Origin of the sequence: Pseudomonas sp. YNh, assembly GCF_037993085.1 — a bacterium.
In the GTDB taxonomy this organism is placed as follows: Bacteria; Pseudomonadota; Gammaproteobacteria; order Pseudomonadales; family Pseudomonadaceae; genus Aquipseudomonas; species Aquipseudomonas putida.
On sequence record NZ_JBBMRJ010000021.1, the window covers coordinates 16,915 to 37,746 of the forward strand.

At 62.1% G+C, this 20,832-nt stretch carries 19 protein-coding genes and 1 pseudogene; 13 read left to right on the forward strand and 7 right to left on the reverse strand.

The features are described 5' to 3' along the window. Window positions 1-57: 57 nt before the first annotated feature. The 4 genes and pseudogenes from sucC to WF331_RS20105 all read left to right on the forward strand — a co-directional run bounded on the left by sucC (window position 58) and on the right by WF331_RS20105 (window position 4,793). Window positions 58-1,224, forward strand: a complete 1,167-nt coding sequence (gene sucC / locus WF331_RS20090) for an ADP-forming succinate--CoA ligase subunit beta (RefSeq protein WP_008091914.1) — start codon at window positions 58-60, stop codon at window positions 1,222-1,224. Next, on the forward strand, window positions 1,224-2,108 hold the full coding sequence (gene sucD / locus WF331_RS20095; protein ID WP_003254203.1) for a succinate--CoA ligase subunit alpha: 885 nt from the start codon (window positions 1,224-1,226) through the stop codon (window positions 2,106-2,108). The genes sucC and sucD overlap by 1 nt, the downstream gene beginning before the upstream one ends. 373 nt (window positions 2,109-2,481) lie before the next feature. Then, window positions 2,482-3,795, forward strand: coding sequence for a branched-chain amino acid transport system II carrier protein (gene brnQ / locus WF331_RS20100; RefSeq protein ID WP_016498696.1), 1,314 nt, complete (start codon window positions 2,482-2,484; stop codon window positions 3,793-3,795). A gap of 247 nt (window positions 3,796-4,042) precedes the next feature. Beyond that, window positions 4,043-4,793: pseudogene (locus WF331_RS20105) on the forward strand (DUF599 domain-containing protein). Window positions 4,794-4,860: 67 nt separating this feature from the next. Here the strand turns inward: WF331_RS20105 and WF331_RS20110 are convergent. Further along, a complete protein-coding gene (locus WF331_RS20110) occupies window positions 4,861-5,163 on the reverse strand; it encodes a hypothetical protein (protein WP_016498698.1) in 303 nt (100 codons plus the stop codon). A gap of 154 nt (window positions 5,164-5,317) precedes the next feature. Between WF331_RS20110 and WF331_RS20115 the strand changes: the two genes are divergently transcribed. The 4 genes from WF331_RS20115 to WF331_RS20130 all read left to right on the forward strand — a co-directional run bounded on the left by WF331_RS20115 (window position 5,318) and on the right by WF331_RS20130 (window position 9,051). Then, on the forward strand, window positions 5,318-5,794 hold the full coding sequence (locus WF331_RS20115; RefSeq protein WP_229609602.1) for a PaaI family thioesterase: 477 nt from the start codon (window positions 5,318-5,320) through the stop codon (window positions 5,792-5,794). Further along, window positions 5,791-6,273, forward strand: a complete 483-nt coding sequence (locus tag WF331_RS20120; RefSeq protein ID WP_016498700.1) for a PaaI family thioesterase — start codon at window positions 5,791-5,793, stop codon at window positions 6,271-6,273. The genes WF331_RS20115 and WF331_RS20120 overlap by 4 nt, the downstream gene beginning before the upstream one ends. 69 nt (window positions 6,274-6,342) lie before the next feature. Next, complete coding sequence (htpG, locus tag WF331_RS20125; RefSeq protein WP_016498701.1) at window positions 6,343-8,247, forward strand: molecular chaperone HtpG; 1,905 nt, start codon at window positions 6,343-6,345, stop codon at window positions 8,245-8,247. Window positions 8,248-8,325: 78 nt separating this feature from the next. Beyond that, window positions 8,326-9,051: a dienelactone hydrolase family protein gene (locus tag WF331_RS20130; protein WP_016498702.1), complete on the forward strand. Its 726-nt coding sequence runs from the start codon at window positions 8,326-8,328 to the stop codon at window positions 9,049-9,051. Window positions 9,052-9,167: 116 nt separating this feature from the next. On the opposite strand, the gene WF331_RS20135 is transcribed toward WF331_RS20130, so the two are convergent. Further along, window positions 9,168-10,031, reverse strand: coding sequence for a pirin family protein (locus tag WF331_RS20135; protein WP_340623235.1), 864 nt, complete (start codon window positions 10,029-10,031; stop codon window positions 9,168-9,170). A gap of 117 nt (window positions 10,032-10,148) precedes the next feature. Between WF331_RS20135 and WF331_RS20140 the strand changes: the two genes are divergently transcribed. After that, on the forward strand, window positions 10,149-11,156 hold the full coding sequence (locus WF331_RS20140; RefSeq protein ID WP_016498704.1) for an amidohydrolase family protein: 1,008 nt from the start codon (window positions 10,149-10,151) through the stop codon (window positions 11,154-11,156). A gap of 158 nt (window positions 11,157-11,314) precedes the next feature. On the opposite strand, the gene fabB is transcribed toward WF331_RS20140, so the two are convergent. The 5 genes from fabB to WF331_RS20165 all read right to left on the reverse strand — a co-directional run bounded on the left by fabB (window position 11,315) and on the right by WF331_RS20165 (window position 18,235). After that, window positions 11,315-12,535: a beta-ketoacyl-ACP synthase I gene (gene fabB, locus WF331_RS20145; RefSeq protein ID WP_016498705.1), complete on the reverse strand. Its 1,221-nt coding sequence runs from the start codon at window positions 12,533-12,535 to the stop codon at window positions 11,315-11,317. Window positions 12,536-12,546: 11 nt separating this feature from the next. Beyond that, window positions 12,547-13,062: a 3-hydroxyacyl-[acyl-carrier-protein] dehydratase FabA gene (fabA, locus tag WF331_RS20150; RefSeq protein WP_016498706.1), complete on the reverse strand. Its 516-nt coding sequence runs from the start codon at window positions 13,060-13,062 to the stop codon at window positions 12,547-12,549. 207 nt (window positions 13,063-13,269) lie between these two features. Further along, window positions 13,270-15,201 (reverse strand): ATP-binding protein, encoded by a 1,932-nt coding sequence (locus WF331_RS20155; RefSeq protein ID WP_340623236.1) that lies wholly within the window; start codon window positions 15,199-15,201, stop codon window positions 13,270-13,272. Beyond that, window positions 15,198-16,088, reverse strand: coding sequence for a hypothetical protein (locus tag WF331_RS20160; RefSeq protein WP_016498708.1), 891 nt, complete (start codon window positions 16,086-16,088; stop codon window positions 15,198-15,200). Before WF331_RS20160 ends, WF331_RS20155 begins: the two co-directional genes overlap by 4 nt. Beyond that, window positions 16,088-18,235, reverse strand: a complete 2,148-nt coding sequence (locus WF331_RS20165) for a TonB-dependent receptor plug domain-containing protein (protein ID WP_172488771.1) — start codon at window positions 18,233-18,235, stop codon at window positions 16,088-16,090. The genes WF331_RS20160 and WF331_RS20165 overlap by 1 nt, the downstream gene beginning before the upstream one ends. Before the next feature lie 209 nt (window positions 18,236-18,444). Between WF331_RS20165 and WF331_RS20170 the strand changes: the two genes are divergently transcribed. From WF331_RS20170 to WF331_RS20185, 4 genes are all read left to right on the forward strand, one after another. Beyond that, window positions 18,445-19,470 carry an NAD(P)H-dependent glycerol-3-phosphate dehydrogenase gene (locus WF331_RS20170; RefSeq protein ID WP_016498710.1) on the forward strand — a complete coding sequence of 342 codons (1,026 nt, stop codon included), beginning with the start codon at window positions 18,445-18,447 and terminating at the stop codon, window positions 19,468-19,470. Between the two features lie 36 nt (window positions 19,471-19,506). Then, a complete protein-coding gene (locus WF331_RS20175; RefSeq protein ID WP_016498711.1) occupies window positions 19,507-19,854 on the forward strand; it encodes a DUF4389 domain-containing protein in 348 nt (115 codons plus the stop codon). Beyond that, window positions 19,851-20,309: a phosphohistidine phosphatase SixA gene (gene sixA, locus WF331_RS20180; RefSeq protein ID WP_284364445.1), complete on the forward strand. Its 459-nt coding sequence runs from the start codon at window positions 19,851-19,853 to the stop codon at window positions 20,307-20,309. The genes WF331_RS20175 and sixA overlap by 4 nt, the downstream gene beginning before the upstream one ends. Window positions 20,310-20,410: 101 nt before the next feature. After that, window positions 20,411-20,797 (forward strand): hypothetical protein, encoded by a 387-nt coding sequence (locus WF331_RS20185; RefSeq protein WP_284364447.1) that lies wholly within the window; start codon window positions 20,411-20,413, stop codon window positions 20,795-20,797. Window positions 20,798-20,832: the final 35 nt, after the last annotated feature.

Below are 20,832 nucleotides of genomic sequence, written 5' to 3' on the forward strand. Positions count from 1 at the left end.
CGGCGCCAGTAATGGCGCAGCGCCGAAGCGCAGTACCTAACGAAGACGGTAAAAAGCATGAATCTTCACGAGTATCAGGGTAAGCAGCTGTTCGCTGAATACGGCCTGCCAGTTTCCAAGGGTTTCGCAGTCGATACCCCTGAAGCTGCAGCAGAAGCTTGCGACAAGATCGGCGGTTCCGAGTGGGTTGTAAAAGCCCAGGTTCACGCAGGTGGTCGCGGTAAAGCGGGCGGCGTCAAGCTGGTTCGCAGCAAGGAAGACGCCAAGGCGTTCGCTGCGCAATGGTTGGGCAAGCGCCTGGTAACCTACCAGACCGACGCCAACGGTCAGCCAGTGACCAAGATCCTGGTCGAATCCTGCACTGACATCGCCAAAGAGCTGTACCTGGGCGCTGTAGTCGATCGCTCGAGCCGCCGTATCGTGTTCATGGCCTCCACCGAAGGTGGTGTGGACATCGAGAAAGTCGCTCACGAAACTCCTGAGAAGATCATCAAGGCTACTATCGATCCACTGGTCGGCGCTCAGCCGTTCCAGGGTCGTGAACTGGCATTCCAGCTGGGTCTGGAAGGCAAGCAAGTTGCGCAGTTCGCCAAGATTTTCGTAGGCCTGGCCAAGCTGTTCAAAGAACACGACCTGGCCCTGCTGGAAGTCAACCCGCTGGTCATCAAGGCCGACGGCGACCTGCACTGCCTGGATGCGAAGATCAACATCGACGCAAACGCCATGTACCGTCAGCCTAAGCTGAAAACCTTCCACGACCCGTCGCAGGACGATCCTCGTGAAGCCCACGCTGCCAGCTTCGAGCTGAACTACGTGGCCCTGGAAGGCAACATCGGCTGCATGGTCAACGGTGCCGGCCTGGCCATGGGTACCATGGACATCGTCAACCTGCATGGCGGCAAGCCAGCCAACTTCCTCGACGTTGGCGGCGGTGCTACCAAAGAGCGCGTTACCGAAGCCTTCAAGATCATTCTGTCCGACAGCAATGTCGCGGCCGTTCTGGTCAACATCTTCGGCGGCATCGTTCGTTGCGACATGATTGCCGAAGGCATCATCGGTGCAGTGAAAGAAGTCGGCGTTAAGGTTCCGGTTGTGGTTCGCCTCGAAGGCAACAACGCCGAACTGGGCGCTAAAGTACTGGCAGAAAGCGGTTTGAACATCATTGCGGCAACCAGCCTGACCGACGCTGCTCAACAAGTTGTCAAAGCTGCGGAGGGCAAGTAATGAGCGTCCTGATCAATAAAGACACCAAAGTCATCTGCCAGGGCTTCACCGGCTCGCAGGGTACTTTCCACTCCGAACAAGCCATCGCCTACGGCACCAAGATGGTCGGCGGCGTAACCCCAGGCAAGGGTGGCACCACCCACCTGGGCCTGCCGGTGTTCAACACCGTCAAGGAAGCCGTGGAAGCTACCGGCGCTGACGCTTCGGTCATCTACGTACCGGCTCCATTCTGCAAAGACTCGATCCTGGAAGCTGCCTTCGGCGGCATCAAGCTGATCGTCTGCATCACCGAAGGCATTCCTACCCTGGACATGCTGGATGCCAAGGTCAAGTGCGACGAGCTGGGCGTGACCCTGATCGGCCCTAACTGCCCAGGTGTCATCACCCCGGGCGAGTGCAAGATCGGTATCATGCCAGGCCACATCCACCTGCCAGGCAAGGTCGGTATCGTTTCGCGCTCCGGCACCCTGACCTACGAAGCTGTGAAGCAGACCACCGACGCCGGCTTCGGCCAGTCGACCTGCGTCGGCATCGGCGGTGACCCGATCCCGGGCTCCAACTTCATCGACATCCTGAAGCTGTTCCAGGAAGACCCGAAGACCGAAGCGATCGTGATGATCGGTGAGATCGGCGGTTCGGCTGAAGAAGAAGCCGCGGCCTACATCAAGGCCCACGTGACCAAGCCAGTCGTTTCCTACATCGCCGGTGTTACTGCACCTGCGGGCAAGCGCATGGGCCACGCTGGCGCCATCATTTCCGGCGGCAAAGGCACTGCGGACGAGAAGTTCGCCGCCCTGCAGGACGCTGGTGTGAAGACCGTGCGTTCGCTGGCTGACATCGGCAAGGCCCTGGCCGAGCTGACTGGCTGGGAAGCCAAGAAGTAATACTGCTACACCCCCCACGCGCACAGAGGCCACCTTCGGGTGGCCTTTGTCGTTGTTGCGCCGGGTATTTTATCGACATGGAACATTCGATAGTTCCTATCAGGTTTTTCCACCAGACATTCACGCTAATCGGCAATAAATTATCGCTTGGCACAGATATCCAGACGACAAACATGTACGCACATCGGACAAGCAGCACTGTAACAGTGCGTTTGTCGGGTAAAACGGTTAATCTACGCGCCACTCTGTGCCCGCTCCCCAAAAGGGAACGACACGCTAAACGGGTCTGGCCTATCAAGCCGGGCAGCATTTCCCTCACCCCTGGGGAAATCCCTTCTCGAATCCCGATTTCAGCAGTGTGGTACTACCTTAAATGAAAGTTCTCAAAGGCCAGGATATCCTGGCGCTTGGCTTTATGACGTTTGCGCTTTTCGTTGGCGCGGGCAATATCATCTTCCCGCCTATCGTCGGTCTGCAGTCCGGCCCGCACGTCTGGATGGCAGCACTAGGCTTCCTGGTGACCGCCGTGGGTCTGCCGGTCATCACCGTGGTCGCCCTTGCCAAGGTCGGTGGCGGCATGGATGCCCTGAGCAGCCCGATCGGCAAATTCTTCGGCGGCCTGCTGGCGGCTGTGTGCTACCTGTCGGTCGGCCCGCTGTTCGCCACCCCGCGTACGGCGACCGTGTCGTTCGAAGTAGGTGTTGCACCGCTGACCGGTGAAAGCCCGTTGGCGCTGTTCATCTACAGCCTGGTGTACTTCGCCGTGGTGCTGGCCGTCTCCATGTACCCGGGCAAGCTGCTCGACACCGTCGGCCGCTTCCTGGCACCGTTGAAGATCATCGCCTTGGCCGTGCTGGGCATCGCTGCCTTCGCGCTGCCGGCCGGCACCATTGGTGAAGCACAGCCGGCCTATGCCGCCGCCGCGTTCTCCAAGGGCTTCTCCGATGGCTACCTGACCATGGATACCCTGGGTGCGCTGGTGTTCGGTATCGTCATCGTCAACGCCATCCGCTCGCGCGGTGTCACGTCGCCGAAGCTGATCACCCGCTACGCCATCATCGCCGGCCTGATCGCCGGTGTCGGCCTGGCCCTGGTGTACATCAGCCTGTTCCGCCTGGGTGCCGGCAGCCACGATATCGCGGCTGACGCTACCAACGGTGCGGCGGTACTGCATGCCTACGTGCAGCACACCTTCGGCTCGCTGGGCAGCGGCTTCCTCGCCGTACTCATCGCCCTGGCTTGCCTGGTGACTGCGGTTGGCCTGACCTGCGCCTGTGCCGAGTACTTCAGCCAGATCTTGCCGCTGTCGTACCGTGCGCTGGTAGTGATCCTGGCAGGCTCCTCGCTGCTGATCTCCAACCTGGGCCTGACCAAGCTGATCATGTTCTCGATCCCGGTACTCACTGCCATCTACCCACCCTGCATCGTGGTGGTGGGCCTGAGCTTCGTGAAAGACCTGTGGAACTCGCCGACCCGCATCCTGGCACCGGTGATGCTGGTGTCGCTGTTGTTCGGCATGGTCGACGCAATCAAGGGCAGCAGCATTGCCCACGTGCTGCCGGACTTCATGGCGCACTTGCCGCTGAGCGACCAGGGCCTTGCCTGGTTGGTGCCTTCGGTGGTGACCCTGGTTGGCGCCGTGGCCTGCGACCGCATGCTTGGCAAGCCGCGCGAGGCGCTGGCCTGACCTGAAAAGTTGAAGCCTGAGGGCGGCACCGGCCACAAGCCGAAGGGTGCTCGCCAAGGGACTAGACGCGAAAGCCCCGCATCCGGAAGGACGCGGGGCTTTTTTTGGGCAACCCCTTTGCCTTGCGCTCCTGCAGCTGATTGCGCCAGCCATGCACATTTCGCTGTGCAGCTGTGTCTTTTGCCGCTTGCCAGCGTCGAAACCTGATCCCTATCCTCTAGGCATCTGGCCCTTTCGGGAACCCTGCATGAACTTCATCCAAACCAACCTCAACAACCTGCTGGCTATCGCCTGGTTTGCCCTGTGCTGGGGTGGCTATACCCGCTATGCCATCTGGAAGGGCCGCGACACCGCGTGCCTGGCCAGCGTGTTGCACCTGTACCGTGAGGACTGGATGCGCCGCATGCTGCTGCGCGACAACCGTATCGCCGATGCCAGCGTGATCGGCAACCTCGAACGCAACGCGTCGTTCTTTGCCTCCAGCACGCTGATCATCCTCGCCGGCATCCTTACCGTGCTCGGTGCCTCCGACCGGGTGCTGTCGCTGCTGGCCGACTTGCCGCTGGTGCAGCAGACCTCCCAGGGCATGTCGGAGATCAAGCTGCTGTGCCTGGCCACGGTCTTCGTCTACGCGTTTTTCACGTTCAGCTGGTGCATGCGCCAATACAACTTTGCAGCGGTGCTGGTGGGTTCGGCGCCCATGATCGGAGAGCGGCTGGTCAACGAACTGGAGCGCAAGGCATTCGCCTCGCGGGCGGCGCGGGTATTGTCGCTTGCCGCCAACCAGTTCAACCTGGGCCTGCGTTCGTATTACTTCGGCATGGCCATGTTGAGCTGGTTCATCAGCCCGTGGTTGTTCATGGCCATGAGCGTGGGGGGTAGTGTTGATTCTCTACCGTCGCGAGTTCCATTCGGATGTGCTGGATGTGATGGTGTTCACGCCCACGGAAAGTGTGCCGGGTGAACCGGCCCGGGAAAGTACGGTCACGGGTAACTGAAACGTTTAATCCGTAAATTGCAGGTACAAAAAAACCCGACAGTGTCGGGTTTTTTTGTTTTAGCCAATTACTGCTTGGCAGGTTCTGCCGGAGCAGTTTCTGGCGCAGGGGTAGCTGGCGCGGCTTCCGGAGCCGGAGTAGCCGGAGCGGCTTCTTCGGCAGCCTTCTGCTCGGCTTCAGCCTGATCTTTGGCGGCTTCAGCGTTTTCCTTGGCGGCTTCGTTCATTTTATCCTGAGCTTCGCCCGCTTTCTCCTGGGCTTGCTCGGCGTGTTGCTGTGCGTCCTGGGCTTTGTCTTCGCTCGCTTTATCGCAAGCGGCCAGGCCCATGGCAGCGGCCAGCATCAGAGCAAAAGCAAAAGGTTTACGCATGGGGGTGTTTCTCCTTGGTGGAATAAGTGACTTGTTCCTTCGAGTGCAACTACGCGGAATAAGTTCCGCGAAGATTACAGATATATAACGCCCCGTTCTATATAGACTTTTTAACATTTTTATGCCGCTGCGGCAGTGCGGGTGGAAACAGCGAATGAGCGATTCAACCTTGATGGCCATGGCCGAGCGTTTTCTCTCGGCCCTTAAACATTGCCAGTTGCTGAACATGCGTGTGGCCCAGGCCGATGGCAATGGCATGACCCTGGTATTGCCCTGGTCGCCGGCCATTGTCGGCAACCCGCAAACGGGCGCGGTACATGGCGGGGCGCTGACCACGCTGATGGATACCACCTGCGGCATGGCCACCCTCTGCGTGCTGCCGCGCTTCGAGGTGTGCCCGACACTGGATCTGCGCATCGACTACATGCACCCGGCCGAAGCCGGCAAGGACATCTACGGCCACGCCCAGTGCTACCGGGTTACCCGCGACGTGATCTTCACCCGTGGCACCGCCTACCAGGACGACCCCGACCAGCCGATCTGCCAGGTGGTGGGGACCTTCATGCGCCTGGGCCAGGAGATCAAGGGCGGTATCCGGTTCGGCAATAACCTGAAGGAGGGAGGCGCATGATTCCGTACGCGGTTCGCCAGCAACTCAACGCCGCCCACGCGGTCGGTGATTACCGGCCATTGCTGGCACTGATTCCCTACGCAGGGCTGATTGGCATCGAATGCGAGCGCCAGGGCGATGACCTTCTGTTCCGCCTCCCAGCAAACCCCGACAACATCGGCAACCCGTTGCTGCCCGCCATCCATGGTGGCGTGATTGCGGGTTTCATGGAGCTGTCCGCCGCGCTGTACCTGCTGATCTACAGCGAAAGCGCGAGTATCCCGAAGGTGATCGATTTTTCCATCGACTACCTGCGCGCTGGGCATTTTCGCGATACCTACGCCCAATGCCAGCTGTGGCGCCAGGGCCGCCGGGTGACCAATGTGGCCATTACCGCATGGCAGGGCGACAGGCAGGCGCCAATTGCCACCGCCCGTGCGCATTTCAAGATCGAGCCGGAAAAGCCCTTGAAATCATCCGGGCAGCCCCCATCTGAATGACATCCGCCATTAACGCAGGCCGAACCGGCCGCCAGGCGCCACTGCAATCAGATCGGAGTTTCGAAGACCATGACTGTGGAAACACAAAAGGAAACGCTGGGCTTCCAGACCGAGGTAAAGCAACTGCTGCACCTCATGATTCATTCGCTTTACTCGAACAAGGAAATCTTCCTGCGGGAACTGATTTCCAACGCCTCCGACGCGGTGGACAAACTGCGGTTCGAAGCCCTGGCCAAGCCAGAGTTGCTTGAAGGTGGCGATGAACTGAAAATTCGCCTGAGCTTCGACAAGGATGCCGGCACCGTTACCCTTGAGGACAACGGCATCGGCATGAGCCGCGAAGACGTCATCGCTCACCTGGGCACCATCGCCAAGTCCGGCACCGCCGACTTCATGAAGAACCTCACCGGTGACCAGAAGAAGGACTCGCACCTGATCGGTCAGTTCGGTGTGGGCTTCTACTCCGCGTTCATCGTGGCCGACAAGGTCGACGTGTACAGCCGTCGCGCCGGTCAGCCTGCTGCCGAAGGCGTGCACTGGTCGTCGAAAGGCGAGGGCGAGTTTGAAGTCGCCACCATCGACAAGCCACAGCGCGGTACCCGTATCGTCCTGCACCTGAAGCAGGAAGAGAAAGAGTTCGCCGATGGCTGGCGCCTGCGCAACGTGGTCAAGAAGTATTCCGACCACATCGCCCTGCCTATCCAGCTGCCGAAGGAGCAGGCTGCCGCCGAAGGCGAAGAGCAGCCAGCCGAAGAGTGGGAAACCGTCAACCGTGCCAGCGCCCTGTGGACCCGTCCGCGTACCGAGATCAAGGACGAGGAATACCAGGAGTTCTACAAGCACATCGGCCATGACTTCGAAAACCCGCTGGCTTGGAGCCACAACAAGGTCGAAGGCAAGCTCGAATACAACTCGCTGCTGTACGTGCCGGCCCGTGCACCCTTCGACCTGTACCAGCGCGAAGCGTCGCGCGGCCTGAAGCTGTACGTGCAGCGCGTGTTCATCATGGAACAGGCCGAATCGTTCCTGCCGCTGTACCTGCGCTTCATCAAAGGTGTGGTCGACTCCAACGACCTGTCGCTGAACGTGTCCCGCGAAATCCTGCAAAAAGACCCGATCATCGAGTCGATGAAGACCGCGCTGACCAAGCGCGTGCTGGACATGCTGGAGAAGCTCGCGAAGAACGAACCCGAGCAGTACAAGGGCTTCTGGAAAAACTTCGGCCAGGTGCTGAAGGAAGGCCCGGCCGAAGATTTCGCCAACAAGGAGAAGATCGCCGGCCTGCTGCGCTTCGCCTCCACCCACGACGACAGCGGCGAGCAGAGCGTTGCCCTGGCCGACTACCTGGCTCGCGCCAAGGAAGGCCAGGACAAGATCTACTACCTCACCGGCGAGTCGTACGCGCAGGTCAAGAACAGCCCGCACCTGGAAGTCTTCCGCAAGAAGGGCATCGAAGTGCTGCTGCTGACCGACCGTATCGACGAGTGGCTGATGAGCTACCTCAACGAGTTCGACGGCAAGGCTTTCGTCGACGTCGCCCGTGGCGACCTGGACCTGGGCAACCTGGATTCGGAAGAAGACAAGAAAGCCCAGGAAGAAGTCGCCAAGGACAAGGAAGGCCTGGTCGAGCGCCTGAAGGGCGCGCTGGGTGACAGCGTGGCCGACGTGCGCGTGTCGCACCGCCTGACCGACTCCCCGGCTATCCTGGCCATTGGCGAGCAGGACCTGGGCTTGCAGATGCGCCAGATTCTGGAAGCCAGCGGGCAGAAGGTACCGGAGTCCAAGCCAATCTTCGAGTTCAACCCAAGCCACCCGCTGATCGAGAAACTGGACAACGAGCAGAGCGAAGACCGCTTCGCCGAGCTGTCGCACATTCTGTTTGATCAGGCGGCCCTGGCGGCCGGTGACAGCTTGAAGGACCCGGCGGCCTACGTTCGTCGCCTGAACAAGCTGCTGGTAGAGCTGTCTGTTTAAGTTGATGTAAAGGAAAGCCCGCCTCGGCGGGCTTTTTTCATGGCGGGCTTTTTATCGAAAGTGCCTAAGGAGTGCTTGATGAGCAAGGTAATCGTCGAATCGCTGGTTTATCACCTGTCCGGCAAGGCTTACGAAAGCCGCCTGGTCTATGAGCCAGGGGCGCTGGGCCGCCCAGGCCTGGTGATGGCGCCGAACTGGATGGGCATTGGCGAAGGTGCCGAGCGCATCGCCAAGGAAGTGGCCGAGAAGGGTTATGTGGTGCTGATTGCCGACCTGTATGGCCAATCGGTGCGCCCGTCCAATGCCGACGAGGCCGGTGCGGCGATGATGCCGCTGAAAAACGACCGTGGCGAGTTGCGCAAGCGTATGCAGGAAGCCCTGGCGCAACTGCTGGGGCAGTCGAAGGCGCTGCTGGAGCCTGGCAAGGTTGCCACGTTCGGCTTCTGCTTCGGTGGCTGTTGTGCACTGGAGCTTGCTCGTAGTGGTGCCGACCTGCGTGCGGCGGTGTCGTTCCATGGCACCCTGGACACCCCGAAGCCTGAAGATGGCAAGCACATCAAGGGCTCGGTGCTGGTGTTGCATGGTGCATCCGACCCGTTGGTGCCGAAAGAGCAGTTGCCAGCGTTCGAGGAGGAGATGAACGCGGCCAAGGTAGACTGGCAGTTGCTGAGCTATGGCGGGGCGGTGCACTCGTTTACCGACCCGAATGCCAATGTGCCGGGCAAGATGCAGTATGACCGCCGCACCTCGGAACGGGCTTTCCGTGCGATGCACAACCTGCTGACAGAAGTGTTCCAGCGCTGATATAGCAGGGGGCCCCTTGCGCCCCATCGCCGGCAAGCCAGCTCCCACTGGTACAGCGTACGCCGCTCTTTGTGGGAGCTGGCTTGCCGGCGATGGGCTGCACAGCAGCCCCGAAATTACCGGGGCAACTCGATCCTTGAGGTTTCCCCCGGTACCACCGGCCAATCCCCCGCAGCCCAACGTGCCCTGGCTTGCTCGATCAGTTCCGGGTCGCTTGACACGAAATTCCAGTTCATTCGCCGCGGCCCATCCAGTGGCTCCCCGCCAATCAGTACCAACTGGCACTCTGCGTCCGCATACAGCGTCACGTCCTCGCCCTCCGGCAGCACTACCAGGCTGCAAGGCTCCACATCCTCATCGCCCAGCAGCAACTCGCCATCCAGCAGGTAAAGCGCCCGCTGCTCGTGTTCAGCCGGTATCAGCAGCGTCGTCGCCGGTTGCATCTGGACGTGCGCATAAAGGGTAGGGGAGAGCACCGGCACCGGTGACTCCAGGCAGAACCCGGTGCCAGCAATCATGCAGATGCGTACCCCCAGGTGGTCACTCACCGGCAGGCTCGCCGCCGGGTGATGGCTGTAGCTCGCCGGGCCTTGTTCGTGCGCGCGCGGCGAAGCCAGCCACACTTGCAAGCCGTGCAGGCGCGAACCATGGGCCAGGGCATCTGCCGGCGTACGCTCGACATGGGCCACGCCGCTGCCAGCCGTCATCCAGCTGACATCGCCGGGGAGCACCCGCTGCTCTGAGCCGAGGCTGTCCTTGTGCAGGATCGCCCCCTCGAACAGGTAGGTCAGGGTCGACAGGCCGATGTGCGGGTGCTGACGGATGTCCATGCCATGCCCCGGGGCATAGTCGGTTTCGAGCATATGGTCGAAGAACACGAACGGGCCGACGCTACGGCACTGTGCTGCCGGCAGCGGACGCAGGATCGGCTGGCCCTCGACCGATTCGGCACGTGGGCGGATGATCAGGGGGCTGCTCATGGGGTGGGCTCCAGGCGCGGTGGAAATGCCTCAAGCATAGCGGTTTGCCTGGTGCGGCTGAACCGTATCGTTTGCCGGCCGGTCTACTGTTTCCATACCCGTAGAAGGAAGCTGCCCATGATTGCCCGAGCGCTGGCCTGCGTGTTGTTGTCTGGCTGGCTGTGCCAGGCGGCACAGGCACGCGACTACCGCTACAGCGATGCCCACCTGCACTACGTCGACTTCTTCCAGGAGAGCGAAGGCATGCCGGCGTTGCTAAAGGCCATGGATGCCGCAGGCATCGAGCAGTCGATGATTTCCGGCATACCGGTGGCCAAGAAATGGCATGAAGACGAGCCCAAGCGCCCGCGTTATTACGCCGGTGACGATGCCGATGCCTACTGGTACAGCGCCACCGATACCTACGTGGCGGCCGCCCTGCAGCAGTTGCCGATAGAGCAGCGCAAACGCTTTCACCCGTTCCTGACGGGTTTCAACCCGGTGGACAAGAACGCTGTCAGCCATATCGAGCGCATGCTCGATATGTACCCGGGGCTGTGGGAGGGAATCGGCGAGGTTTTCACCCGTCACGATGACCTGACAGCGCTGACCAGTGGCGACACGCCGCGCGCCAACAACGAAGCCATGACGCGTATTTACCATCTGGCGGCCGAGCGCGACCTGCCGGTACTGCTGCATTCCAATATCACTTCAAAACGCGAGCGTAACCCGCTGTACCTGGCAGAGATCGAAGAGCCGCTGCGCAATCACCCGCACACGCGCTTCATTTGGGCGCACGCCGGCAGCAGCATGGAGATCCACCGGCACCAGACGCAGATGGACTTTTTGCTCCCGGTGCTGACGCGGTTGCTGGAGGATTACCCGAACCTGTATGTCGACCTGTCGTGGAGTGTGCTGCAGCCCTATCTGCTGGATGACAAGGGCGTGCCGCGCAAGGCCTGGGTGGCATTGGTCGAGCGGTACCCGGAGCGGTTCATGCTGGGGTCGGATGTGGTGGGGCGCTTTGGCAGCCTGGGGGAGCAGATGCACGGGTTCAGGCCGTTTCTGGATGCATTGCCAGAACAGGTAGCCAACAAAGTGGCCCGGGAGAATTTTCTGGCAGTGTTGCCCAAGGATCAGCAATAGCCTGTGCCGGCCTCTTCGCGGGCATGCCCGCTCCCACAGGTACTGTAGAGGCTTCGGAACATGTGGGAGCGGGCGCGCCCGCGAAGAGGCCGGTACAGGCAACACAAATGAAAACGCCCCGAACCAGTCGGGGCGTTTTCGATTACCGCATCAGCGTCTTACTTGCCTTCCCAGCGCTTGAGCACCAGGGTGGCGTTGGTGCCGCCGAAGCCGAAGCTGTTGCTCATGACCGTATCGATCTTGGCGTTTTCCAAGGTTTCGCGCTGGATCGGCAGGTCGGCGACCTCCGGGTCCAGTTCGTCGATGTTGGCGGAGCCGGCGATGAAGTTGTTTTCCATCATCAGCAGGCAGTAGATCGCCTCGTGCACGCCAGCAGCGCCCAGCGAGTGACCCGACAGGCTCTTGGTCGAGCTGATCTTCGGTGCCTTGTCGCCGAATACCGCGCGAACGCCCTTGATCTCGGCAACGTCACCGACCGGGGTCGAGGTGCCGTGGGTGTTCAGGTAGTCGATCGGGGTGTCGACGGTGGACAGTGCCTGCTGCATGCAGCGGATGGCGCCTTCGCCGCTCGGGGCAACCATGTCGTAGCCATCGGAAGTCGCACCGTAGCCAACGATTTCGGCGTAGATCTTGGCGCCACGGGCCAGGGCGTGTTCCAGCTCTTCGACCACAACCATGCCGCCACCGCCAGCAATGACGAAGCCATCACGGTCGTTATCGTAGGCACGCGAGGCCAGTTCCGGGGTTTCGTTGCGCTTGGTCGACAGGGCGCCCATGGCATCGAACAGGAACGACTGGCTCCAGTGCTCTTCTTCACCGCCACCGGCGAAGACGATGTCCTGCTTGCCCCACTGGATCTGCTCCAGGGCGGTACCGATGCAGTGTGCCGAGGTGGCGCATGCCGACGAGATCGAGTAGTTCAGGCCCTTGATCTTGAACGGGGTGGCCAGGCACGCCGAAACGGTGCTGCCCATGGTGCGGGTGACACGGTATGGGCCGACGCGCTTGACGCCTTTCTCGCGCAGGGTGTCCAGCGCTTCCATCTGGTTCAGGGTCGAGGCGCCGCCGGAGCCAGCTACCAGCCCGGTACGCGGGTTGGAAACCTGCTCTTCGGTCAGGCCTGCGTCCTTGATCGCGTCCTGCATCGCCAGGTAGGCGTACGCCGCGGCGTGGCCGACGAAGCGGTATACCTTGCGGTCGATCAGTTCTTCGAGGTTGAGGTCGATGGACCCGGAAACCTGGCTGCGCAGCCCCATTTCCTTGTATTCCGGGTTGAAACGGATACCCGGACGGCTTTTACGCAGGTTTTCGGTGACGGTAGCTTTGTCATTGCCCAGGCACGATACGATGCCCAGACCAGTGATAACGACGCGGCGCATGCGAATAACCCTTAGAAATTGTCAGTGGAAGTGAACACGCCGACCCGCAGGCCTTCGGCAGTGTAGATCTCACGGCCGTCGACGCTGACCGAGCCATCGGCGATGGCCATGTTCAGCTTGCCCTTCAGGACACGCTTGATCTGAATGTTGTAGGTGACTTTCTTGGCCTCTGGCAGTACCTGGCCGAAGAATTTCACCTCGCCCGAGCCCAGGGCGCGGCCGCGGCCCGGCAGGCCTTGCCAGCCGAGGAAGAAGCCTACCAGCTGCCACATGGCATCGAGGCCCAGGCAGCCCGGCATGACCGGATCGCCTTCGAAGTGGCAGGCGAAGAACCACAGGTCCGGGTTGATATCCAGCTCGGCGACCAATTCACCTTTGCCGTACTTGCCGCCTTCTTCGCTGATATGGGTGATGCGATCGACCATCAGCATGTTCGGCGCGGGCAGTTGCGCATTACCTGGGCCGAACAGCTCACCGCGACTGCAGCGCAGCAGGTCTTCCCGAGTAAAGGCGTGTTGTTTGGTCATGCGAGCTCCTCAATAACCCCCTGCGGCAGGGGATGAATCTTCCCGGCCGGCCTGATACGCATCGCGTTCAAGACGGCAGCCTACAGGTAGACTATTGCGTTGTGGTGAAAGTCACAGTGCACCCGGTGAAAGAAGTACAGGTGTGCACTGAAACGTCTATTTTCAGGTCCGATGATGGTCCTGTCCAGTGTTTAAGACTGCCGCACTTTAGCATTTATCGCCAGTCGCGGTTGTCTGACCGGGTAACCAGCGTTCCAGCACCTGCTGCAGCTCGGTACGGCGCAAGGGTTTGCTCAGGTAGTCGTCCATGCCAGCGGCCATGCAACGCTCGCGGTCACCCTGCATCGCATTGGCCGTCAGGGCGATGATCGGTAACCCGGTGCCGTTGGGCAATTGGCGGATACGCCGGGTGGCTTCATAGCCGTCCAGGTGCGGCAGTCGACAGTCCATCAGCACGGCGGCAAAGCGCTGGCGGCTGACCAGGTCGACGGCCTCAAGTCCATCTTCGGCTGTGCATACCGCCAGGCCCAGGCTGCGCAGCATGGCTTCGATGACGCTCTGGTTGACCGGATTGTCCTCTACCAGCAGCACCTGATCACTGCCGGGCGCCGTCATTTTCGCGTGCGTTGGCAACGTCGGCTGGCTGGGGGGAGGGCTGGCCAGGGCCAGCGGCATCTCCAGGGTAAATGTAGAACCCAGGCCTTCGCGGCTTTCACCGCGCAGCTTGCCGCCCATGCGTTCGGCCAGGGTGCGGGCGATCGACAGGCCCAGCCCGGTGCCGCCATAACGGCGGGAGATCGAGCTGTCGGCCTGCTGGAAGGCCACGAACATCATTTCAAGGCGGTCGCTATCGATCCCGATACCCGTGTCGCGCACACTGCAGGTGAGCCAGATCAACTGCCGGTCGAGCACCTGCCAGCGTGCTTCGACCTGAACCTGGCCGCGTTCGGTGAACTTCAGTGCGTTACCGACCAGGTTCAGCAGGATCTGGCGGATGCGCGTGGGGTCGCCGTTCACTTGCAACTGCTCGATGTCGGCCGGCAGTTGCAGGTGCAAGCCAAGGCCACGCTGCTGGGCACTGTGCTGGAACGACAGGACGCAGCTGGTAATCAGCTCACCCAGGTTGAAATTGATGTGTTCCAGCTGAAGCGCAGCGCGTTCGATGCGCGAGAAGTCGAGGATATCGTTGATGACTTTCAGCAAATGCCCGGTGGATTCGCTGGCCACTGCGGTGTAGTCGGCCTGTTCGGTACTTAGCTGCGTGGTTTCCAGCAGCTGCAGCATGCCCAGCACGCCATTCATCGGGGTGCGCAGCTCGTGACTCATCATCGCCAGGAAGTCCGATTTGGCTCGGTTGGCTTGTTCGGCTTCCTCGCGGGCCTGGATCAGCTCGGCAATGGCCTGCTTCTGTTCATCGCTGGCCTGCTCCAGGGCGTTGGCCAGGTTGTTGATATGGCGGGCCAGGTGGCCCAGCTCGCTATCATCGACCACGGGCAGCGGGGTGTTGTACTGGCCCTGCTGTATGGCCTTGACCGCATGGCCCATGTCGCTGATCGGCTTGGCCAGGCTCAGGGCCAGGCGGCGCGCCAGCAAGAAGGTGAACAGCAAGGCGAACAGCGCCAGGATGCCGGCCTTGATCACGATTTCCTGTTGGCGTTGGCTGAAGGCGTCATCGGACATGCCGACGATCACCCGGCCCAGGTAGTCATCGCCGATCGCGGGTGTGGCGGCCTTGCCCTGCTGCAGGAAGTCGCTGTCCAGGCGGATTTGCTGCAAGCGTATGGGCGCCTGGAACACCTCTACGCGCTGCGCGCGGTTGGCGCTTTCGTCGGACTGCTCGACGTACACAAGGATGTGGTTGCGGCTGTCCTGCACCTCGAGGAAGCGCACGTGCGGGATGCTGAGGGTGGCGCGCATCAGGCCTTCGAGCACCTCGTTGTTGCCCGAGATCACCCCGTACTCCGAGGCCGGGGCCAACTGGTTGGCGATCAGCTGCCCGGTGTGGTTCAGCTCCTGGCGCAGGTCCTGGATGCGCACGAAGGTGAAGAAGCTGATCAGCAGCAAGGTCAGCAGCAGGGCAGGGCCAAGGCTTATGATTTGCGTGCGGGTGTGGATGTCCCAGCTCAGGCCTTTGCTCATGGGGTGGGCTCTCCTTCGGCCAGGGCCTTGGCGGCGGCGGACGGATCGATCGGTTGCAGGCCCAGGGCGCGCGCCACCTGCTGGTTGCCACTGACGCCGAAACGGGCCGGATACAGGCTGCGCGGCCAGCGCCCCGGAGGCTGGTCGAGCAACTGGTCAAGTACTGCCAGCCAGTCCTCTTGGTCGCTGTAGGTACTGGCCAGTGCGCCGGCGCGAACAAAGCCGGCGTTCGGGCCGATCAGCGCCATCTGCCGGCCATAACTGCTCAGCAACAGGTTCTTCGCAGTCTTGGAGTTGTACAGGTCCGGGTCATCCAGGCCCAGCAGCACATCGCTGTTACCCAGCAGGTGCTGCAGGGGCCGGCTGTCACGCAGGTCGGGCCAGTCCTGGGCAATGATTTCCAGGCCCAGCGGGCGGGCCGCATGGCGCAGCTCTTCGAGCAGAAAACCACTGTGCTCGCCGTACAGCACACCAATGCGCTGGGCCTGTGGCAGCAGGTAGCGCGCCAGGCGCAGTTGCCGGCCCAACGGCGGGTCGCTCCACAGCAAGGTGAGAAACGCCGGGCGCGACTTTCCCAGGCGCTGTTCAGCCTGCACCCGGCTTATTCGCATGGCCAGGGCTGGCGGGCCGGCGTTTTCACCCAGGCGCCACTCCAGGGCAGCACTGTCGAGCAGAATCAGGCGCTGGTCGGTTTTGAGCTTGCCAGGGGGGGGCAGGTCGGCAGTGGTCTGGAAATGCACATGATCGTGCGGCCGACGGCTTTCGAGTGCGGCGACAAAGCTGCGGATGCCGGGCTGGTCTTGCGCGCCTACCAGCAGAATTTCGCTGGCGGACAAGGGCCCCAATGGCCACAGGCAAAGCAGCAACAGGCGCAGCACCAGGGCCATCAGAACGCCAGCTCCGCGCTGAAGCTGAGGCGGTGGCGGCTGTCGTAGCGGTTCTGAACGGTGGTGGTCGGCTCGTCGTCCAGGCGTTGTTGCCACAGCGCCGCCAGCTCCAGGTTGCTGCCCTGCACCCGAAGGCGCTTGGCCAGGCGCAGGTCCAGGCGCTCGTAGCGGTACTGGTTGAGCGCATCGTCACCGTAGTAGAACAGCGCACTCGACCAGCCATCGCCCCATTCGCGCATCCACCCGGCCGAGCCGCTGTTGCGGGCGCTGAGGCGGCGGTCGTCGGGGTTGCTGGCCCAGGCATCGACATAGGCGTAGGTCAGGCGCAGGCGGTCACGCAGGGTGGGGCGCCAGTCCAGTTGCGCCTCGCTGCCGCTGAAACGTGCCTTGTTGGCGTTGCTGGCGATGTACTGGTTGTTGCGCAGGGGCTCGCTGATCATGCCGGTGATCTCGTCGTAGAACAGCTTCACGTCCATGCTCAAATCGAGGTCGCTGAAATAGCCGTTGTAGCCCAGTTCGCGCGAGCGCATGCGCTCCTGATCGAGGTCGCCTGGGCCGCGGGTCTTGACGAAATACTCACCATGCTGTTGGCCGAACGCATTGGGGCTGAGGTTCTTGACCGTGTAGCTCCAGTTGATGTTGTTCTCGAACATGTCGGGCGAGCGCACCGCCTCGGAATACACCGCGCGCAGGCCATGGCGCGGGGTAATCAGGTAGTTGACCGCAACGCGCGGGGTCAGTGAGCTGCCCGACAGGCGCGAGTCTTCGAACATCGCCCCGCCCTGCAAGATCCAGTGCTCGTCGGCGCGCCATTCCAGCTGGCCGAACAGGCGCCAGGTCTGGTCGTCGATGCTGCCGTTGAAGTAGGTCTGCGAGTCGGCACGGTCATAGCGGTAGTTCATGCCGCTGAGCAGGCGCAGGCTGTCGGTCAGGCTCAGGGTGTCCTGGATTTCCAGGTCGTAGCGGGTTTCGCGGGTGCTCTGGTCCACATCGCCGCAGACCACGCTGCTGCCGCCCTGGTTGTTCCACTGATCCTTGATGGCATCGACCAGCGCTTGTTCTGCCGGGTTGCTGCTGGGTGGCGGGTTGTTGGCGCCGCGTGCGACCAGCTCGGCGTAATTGGGGTTCATCTGCCACAGCCGGGTCAGTTCGGGGCTGAACGACAGTGCGGCATCACACGCCCGCCAGACCTGTTGGCGGTCGAAATGCTGTGCCGAACCCTGCACATACAGGCTGTGGTCGGGATTGAAGTCGATGTTCCAGCGCACCGACCCTGCGTAGTCCTTGGCATTGACGTCGGCATTGTCGCCGCGCTGGGTAACGTAGGGGAATACCGGCTGGTAGGTATAGGGCCGCTGGTTGCTGCCTTCTTTTGCCGCCAGTTGCCACTCCAGGGTCTGGTCGACCGCCAGGTTGTGGCTGGCACTGAGGTTGAAACGGGTCAGCCGGCGGCTGTCCCGGTAGTCCTGGCCGAACTGGTCGTGGTCGAAGCCGTCGTCCTGCTGGCCCGACAACGACAGGCGCATGTCGCCGCCATCCCAGCCGAAACCGTGGCTGGCATAGAAGTCGTTGATGCCGTCCTCGCCGCGGGTCACTTTCAATCGTGTGCCATGGCTGTCGGCGGGGTTACGGGTGAGGATGTTGACCACCGCCATCAGCGCATTGGCACCGTAGCTGACCGTGTTGGGGCCGCGAAACACCTCGATGCGCTCGATGTCTTCCATGGCCAGGGGGATGTCGCTCCAGTCCACCGTGGCCAGGCCAGCCCGGTACACCGAGCGGCCATCGATCAGCACCTGCATGCGCCGCGCTTCGCTGGCGTTGCTGCCGTGGTAGTTGACCGTCGGCTGGTTGCCGGCGCCGTAGCCAATCATCATGCCCGGTACCAGGCGCAGCAGTTCGGGGATGTCGCGGGCGCCGCTGGCGCGGATCAGCTCGCTGTCGAGCACGGTCATGCTGCCCGGGACTGCCGCCGGGGATTGTTTCAGGCGCGTGGCGGTCAGAACCTGCGGCAGGTCGCTGTTGTCGATGAACAGGTCGTCGGCCATGGCCGGGCCACCGAGCAGGGCAGTCAGTATCAGCAGGCGCGGGAACGGGGGCGAGCCAGGGAACACGGGGCAGCCTTGTATCAGGATTGAAACAGGCATGGTAACTGACCTTGGCGTATTTTCCAGTGATCTGCGTCGGCTGTTCTGGCCCTTTCCTGGATGAGCCCGCTTTCACAGCGGCTGAACGCTGTGTGTACCTGTGGGGGCGGCCTTGCCCGCGAAGAGGCCAGTACTGACACTGGTTCTGTAGCAGGCGAGCCGTATAATGGCGGGGTCGCCACTTAATTTTTGGCTTTAACGGATTGGATATGACTGAACAGCAACCTGTTGCAGTTCTGGGAGGCGGCAGCTTCGGCACCGCCGTGGCGAACCTGCTGGCGGAAAACGGTGTGCCGGTGCGCCAATGGATGCGCGACACGGCGCAGGCCGAGGCCATGCGCGTCAATCGCGAGAATCCGCGCTACCTCAAGGGCATCCGCCTGCAGGATGGCGTGGAGCCGGTCAACGATCTGCTGGCCACCTTGCAGGCCAGCGAGTTGATCTTCGTCGCGCTGCCATCAAGTGCCTTGCGCAGTGTCCTGACGCCCCACGCCGAGCTGTTGCGGGGCAAGGGCCTGGTCAGCCTGACCAAGGGTATCGAGGCGCAGAGCTTCAAGCTGATGAGCCAGATCCTTGAAGAGATCGCCCCTGACGCCCGCATCGGGGTGCTGTCGGGCCCCAACCTGGCCCGCGAGATCGCCGAACATGCGCTGACCGCCACAGTGGTCGCCAGCGAGGACGAACAACTCTGCCAGCAAGTGCAGGATGTACTGCACGGGCGCACCTTCCGGGTCTACGCCAGCGCCGACCGCTTCGGCGTCGAACTGGGTGGGGCGCTGAAAAACGTCTACGCCATTATCGCTGGCATGGCCGTGGCCTTGGGCATGGGCGAGAACACCAAGAGCATGCTGATTACCCGGGCCCTGGCCGAGATGACCCGCTTTGCCGTCAGCCAGGGTGCCAACCCCATGACCTTCCTTGGCCTGGCCGGTGTCGGTGACCTGATCGTCACCTGCTCCTCGCCCAAGAGCCGCAACTACCAGGTGGGCCATGCGCTGGGCCAGGGGTTGAGCCTGGAACAGGCTGTCAGCCGCCTGGGCGAGGTGGCCGAAGGCGTCAACACCCTCAAGGTGCTCAAGGCCAAGGCGCAGGAGGTACAGGTGTACATGCCGCTGGTGGCGGGCTTGCATGCCATCCTGTTCGAAGGCCGCACACTGAACCAGGTGATCGAGCACCTGATGCGCGCCGAGCCCAAGACCGATGTCGATTTCATTTCCATCAGCGGTTTCAACTGAGCCCTTGGCGGCTCTGACACGAGCAAGGAGCAACACATGAACGATACGCCCGAACGCGCCCAGCGCGAGTCGATCATCCTGCGGGTGCTGTGGATGCTGGTGTTCCTGGTGGTCTGGCAACTGGCCGAATTGCTGCTCGGCGGCCTGGTACTGGTGCAACTCATCTACCGCCTGGTGTATGGCGCGCCCAGCGCCAGCCTGATGAACTTCGGCGACAGCCTGAGCCAGTACCTGGCGCAGATCGGCCGCTATGGCAGCTTCCACACTGAGCAGAAGCCCTGGCCATTTGCCGACTGGCCAGCACCGCGTGCCCCGGAAGGCGAGGCGCCGCATGCCGTGGCACCGGCCCCGCACCCGGTGCGGGACGAGGAACCCAAGCTGTGAAGCTGTGGGTGCTGCGCCACGGTGAGGCGGAGCCGCGGGCCAATACTGACGCCGAGCGCCGCCTGACCGGCCATGGTCGCGAGCAGGTGCTGCACAGCGCTGCCCGCCTGCTCGGGCAGCCGCTGCAGGCGATTATCGCCAGCCCCTACGTGCGCGCCCAGCAAACGGCGGCGCTGGTGCATGACACGCTGGGTTTCAGGGAGCCGGTGCGTACCGTGCCCTGGTTGACGCCAGAGAGTGATGTGCAGCAGGTCATCGGCGAAATCGAGCGCCTGGGGCTGGAGCATGTACTGCTGGTCAGCCACCAGCCGCTGGTGGGGAATCTGATCGGTGCGCTGGAGCATGGTCACCAACAGCAACCAGCCGCCATGAGCACCGCCAGCCTGGCGGAGCTGGAAGGGGAGTGGCCCTTGGCTGGGCTGATGACCCTCCGAGCGATCAGCCCACCGATGTGATTCCCCGGCAAATCGATAAGGCAACTGGCATTTTTGTCAGTTGCCGCACTTGATGGCCCCTTGCTAGCGTTGCCTCAAAGCAATCAGGCAGGGAGCAGCGGATGAGCGGTGAAATGCGGGAGCTGTTGAGTTCCCTGGACCTGCAACCCACCGTGGACAAGGTGGAGCAAGGCGTTACGCTGGACTTCGCCCAGTACAGCCTGCTGCGCGATTCGGCCGACGCCAAGCTCTACCAGTTGCTGCACAAGGTCAACCGCAACGGCAACCTGGAGCCTGCTACCAGGCAGCAAAGCGATCGGGACCTGCGCACGCTGCAGGACGCATGCCTGCGAGTCTCCCACCTGCTACAAACCAGTTGCCTGGCCTTGCGCCGTCTGCAACTCGACTTTCAGGACCAGCGCTTGGCCCGTGAGGCGCTGGAAAGCCAGTTGGCCTACATGCAGGCCTGCTTGCGCCGGTCTTTGGCCAGCTTCGACCGCTCGGCGTGACCTGATAGCCCTCGTTGATGACCTTTCCGAATGTT

Coding starts and splice junctions, on each gene's coding strand:
- sucC (WP_008091914.1), top strand. CDS start 58: ATGAATCTTCACGAGTATCAGGGTAAGCAGCTGTTCGCTGAATACGGC.
- sucD (WP_003254203.1), top strand. CDS start 1,224: ATGAGCGTCCTGATCAATAAAGACACCAAAGTCATCTGCCAGGGCTTC.
- brnQ (WP_016498696.1), top strand. CDS start 2,482: ATGAAAGTTCTCAAAGGCCAGGATATCCTGGCGCTTGGCTTTATGACG.
- WF331_RS20110 (WP_016498698.1), bottom strand. CDS start 5,163: ATGCGTAAACCTTTTGCTTTTGCTCTGATGCTGGCCGCTGCCATGGGC.
- WF331_RS20115 (WP_229609602.1), top strand. CDS start 5,318: ATGAGCGATTCAACCTTGATGGCCATGGCCGAGCGTTTTCTCTCGGCC.
- WF331_RS20120 (WP_016498700.1), top strand. CDS start 5,791: ATGATTCCGTACGCGGTTCGCCAGCAACTCAACGCCGCCCACGCGGTC.
- htpG (WP_016498701.1), top strand. CDS start 6,343: ATGACTGTGGAAACACAAAAGGAAACGCTGGGCTTCCAGACCGAGGTA.
- WF331_RS20130 (WP_016498702.1), top strand. CDS start 8,326: ATGAGCAAGGTAATCGTCGAATCGCTGGTTTATCACCTGTCCGGCAAG.
- WF331_RS20135 (WP_340623235.1), bottom strand. CDS start 10,031: ATGAGCAGCCCCCTGATCATCCGCCCACGTGCCGAATCGGTCGAGGGC.
- WF331_RS20140 (WP_016498704.1), top strand. CDS start 10,149: ATGATTGCCCGAGCGCTGGCCTGCGTGTTGTTGTCTGGCTGGCTGTGC.
- fabB (WP_016498705.1), bottom strand. CDS start 12,535: ATGCGCCGCGTCGTTATCACTGGTCTGGGCATCGTATCGTGCCTGGGC.
- fabA (WP_016498706.1), bottom strand. CDS start 13,062: ATGACCAAACAACACGCCTTTACTCGGGAAGACCTGCTGCGCTGCAGT.
- WF331_RS20155 (WP_340623236.1), bottom strand. CDS start 15,201: ATGAGCAAAGGCCTGAGCTGGGACATCCACACCCGCACGCAAATCATA.
- WF331_RS20160 (WP_016498708.1), bottom strand. CDS start 16,088: ATGGCCCTGGTGCTGCGCCTGTTGCTGCTTTGCCTGTGGCCATTGGGG.
- WF331_RS20165 (WP_172488771.1), bottom strand. CDS start 18,235: ATGCCTGTTTCAATCCTGATACAAGGCTGCCCCGTGTTCCCTGGCTCG.
- WF331_RS20170 (WP_016498710.1), top strand. CDS start 18,445: ATGACTGAACAGCAACCTGTTGCAGTTCTGGGAGGCGGCAGCTTCGGC.
- WF331_RS20175 (WP_016498711.1), top strand. CDS start 19,507: ATGAACGATACGCCCGAACGCGCCCAGCGCGAGTCGATCATCCTGCGG.
- WF331_RS20185 (WP_284364447.1), top strand. CDS start 20,411: ATGAGCGGTGAAATGCGGGAGCTGTTGAGTTCCCTGGACCTGCAACCC.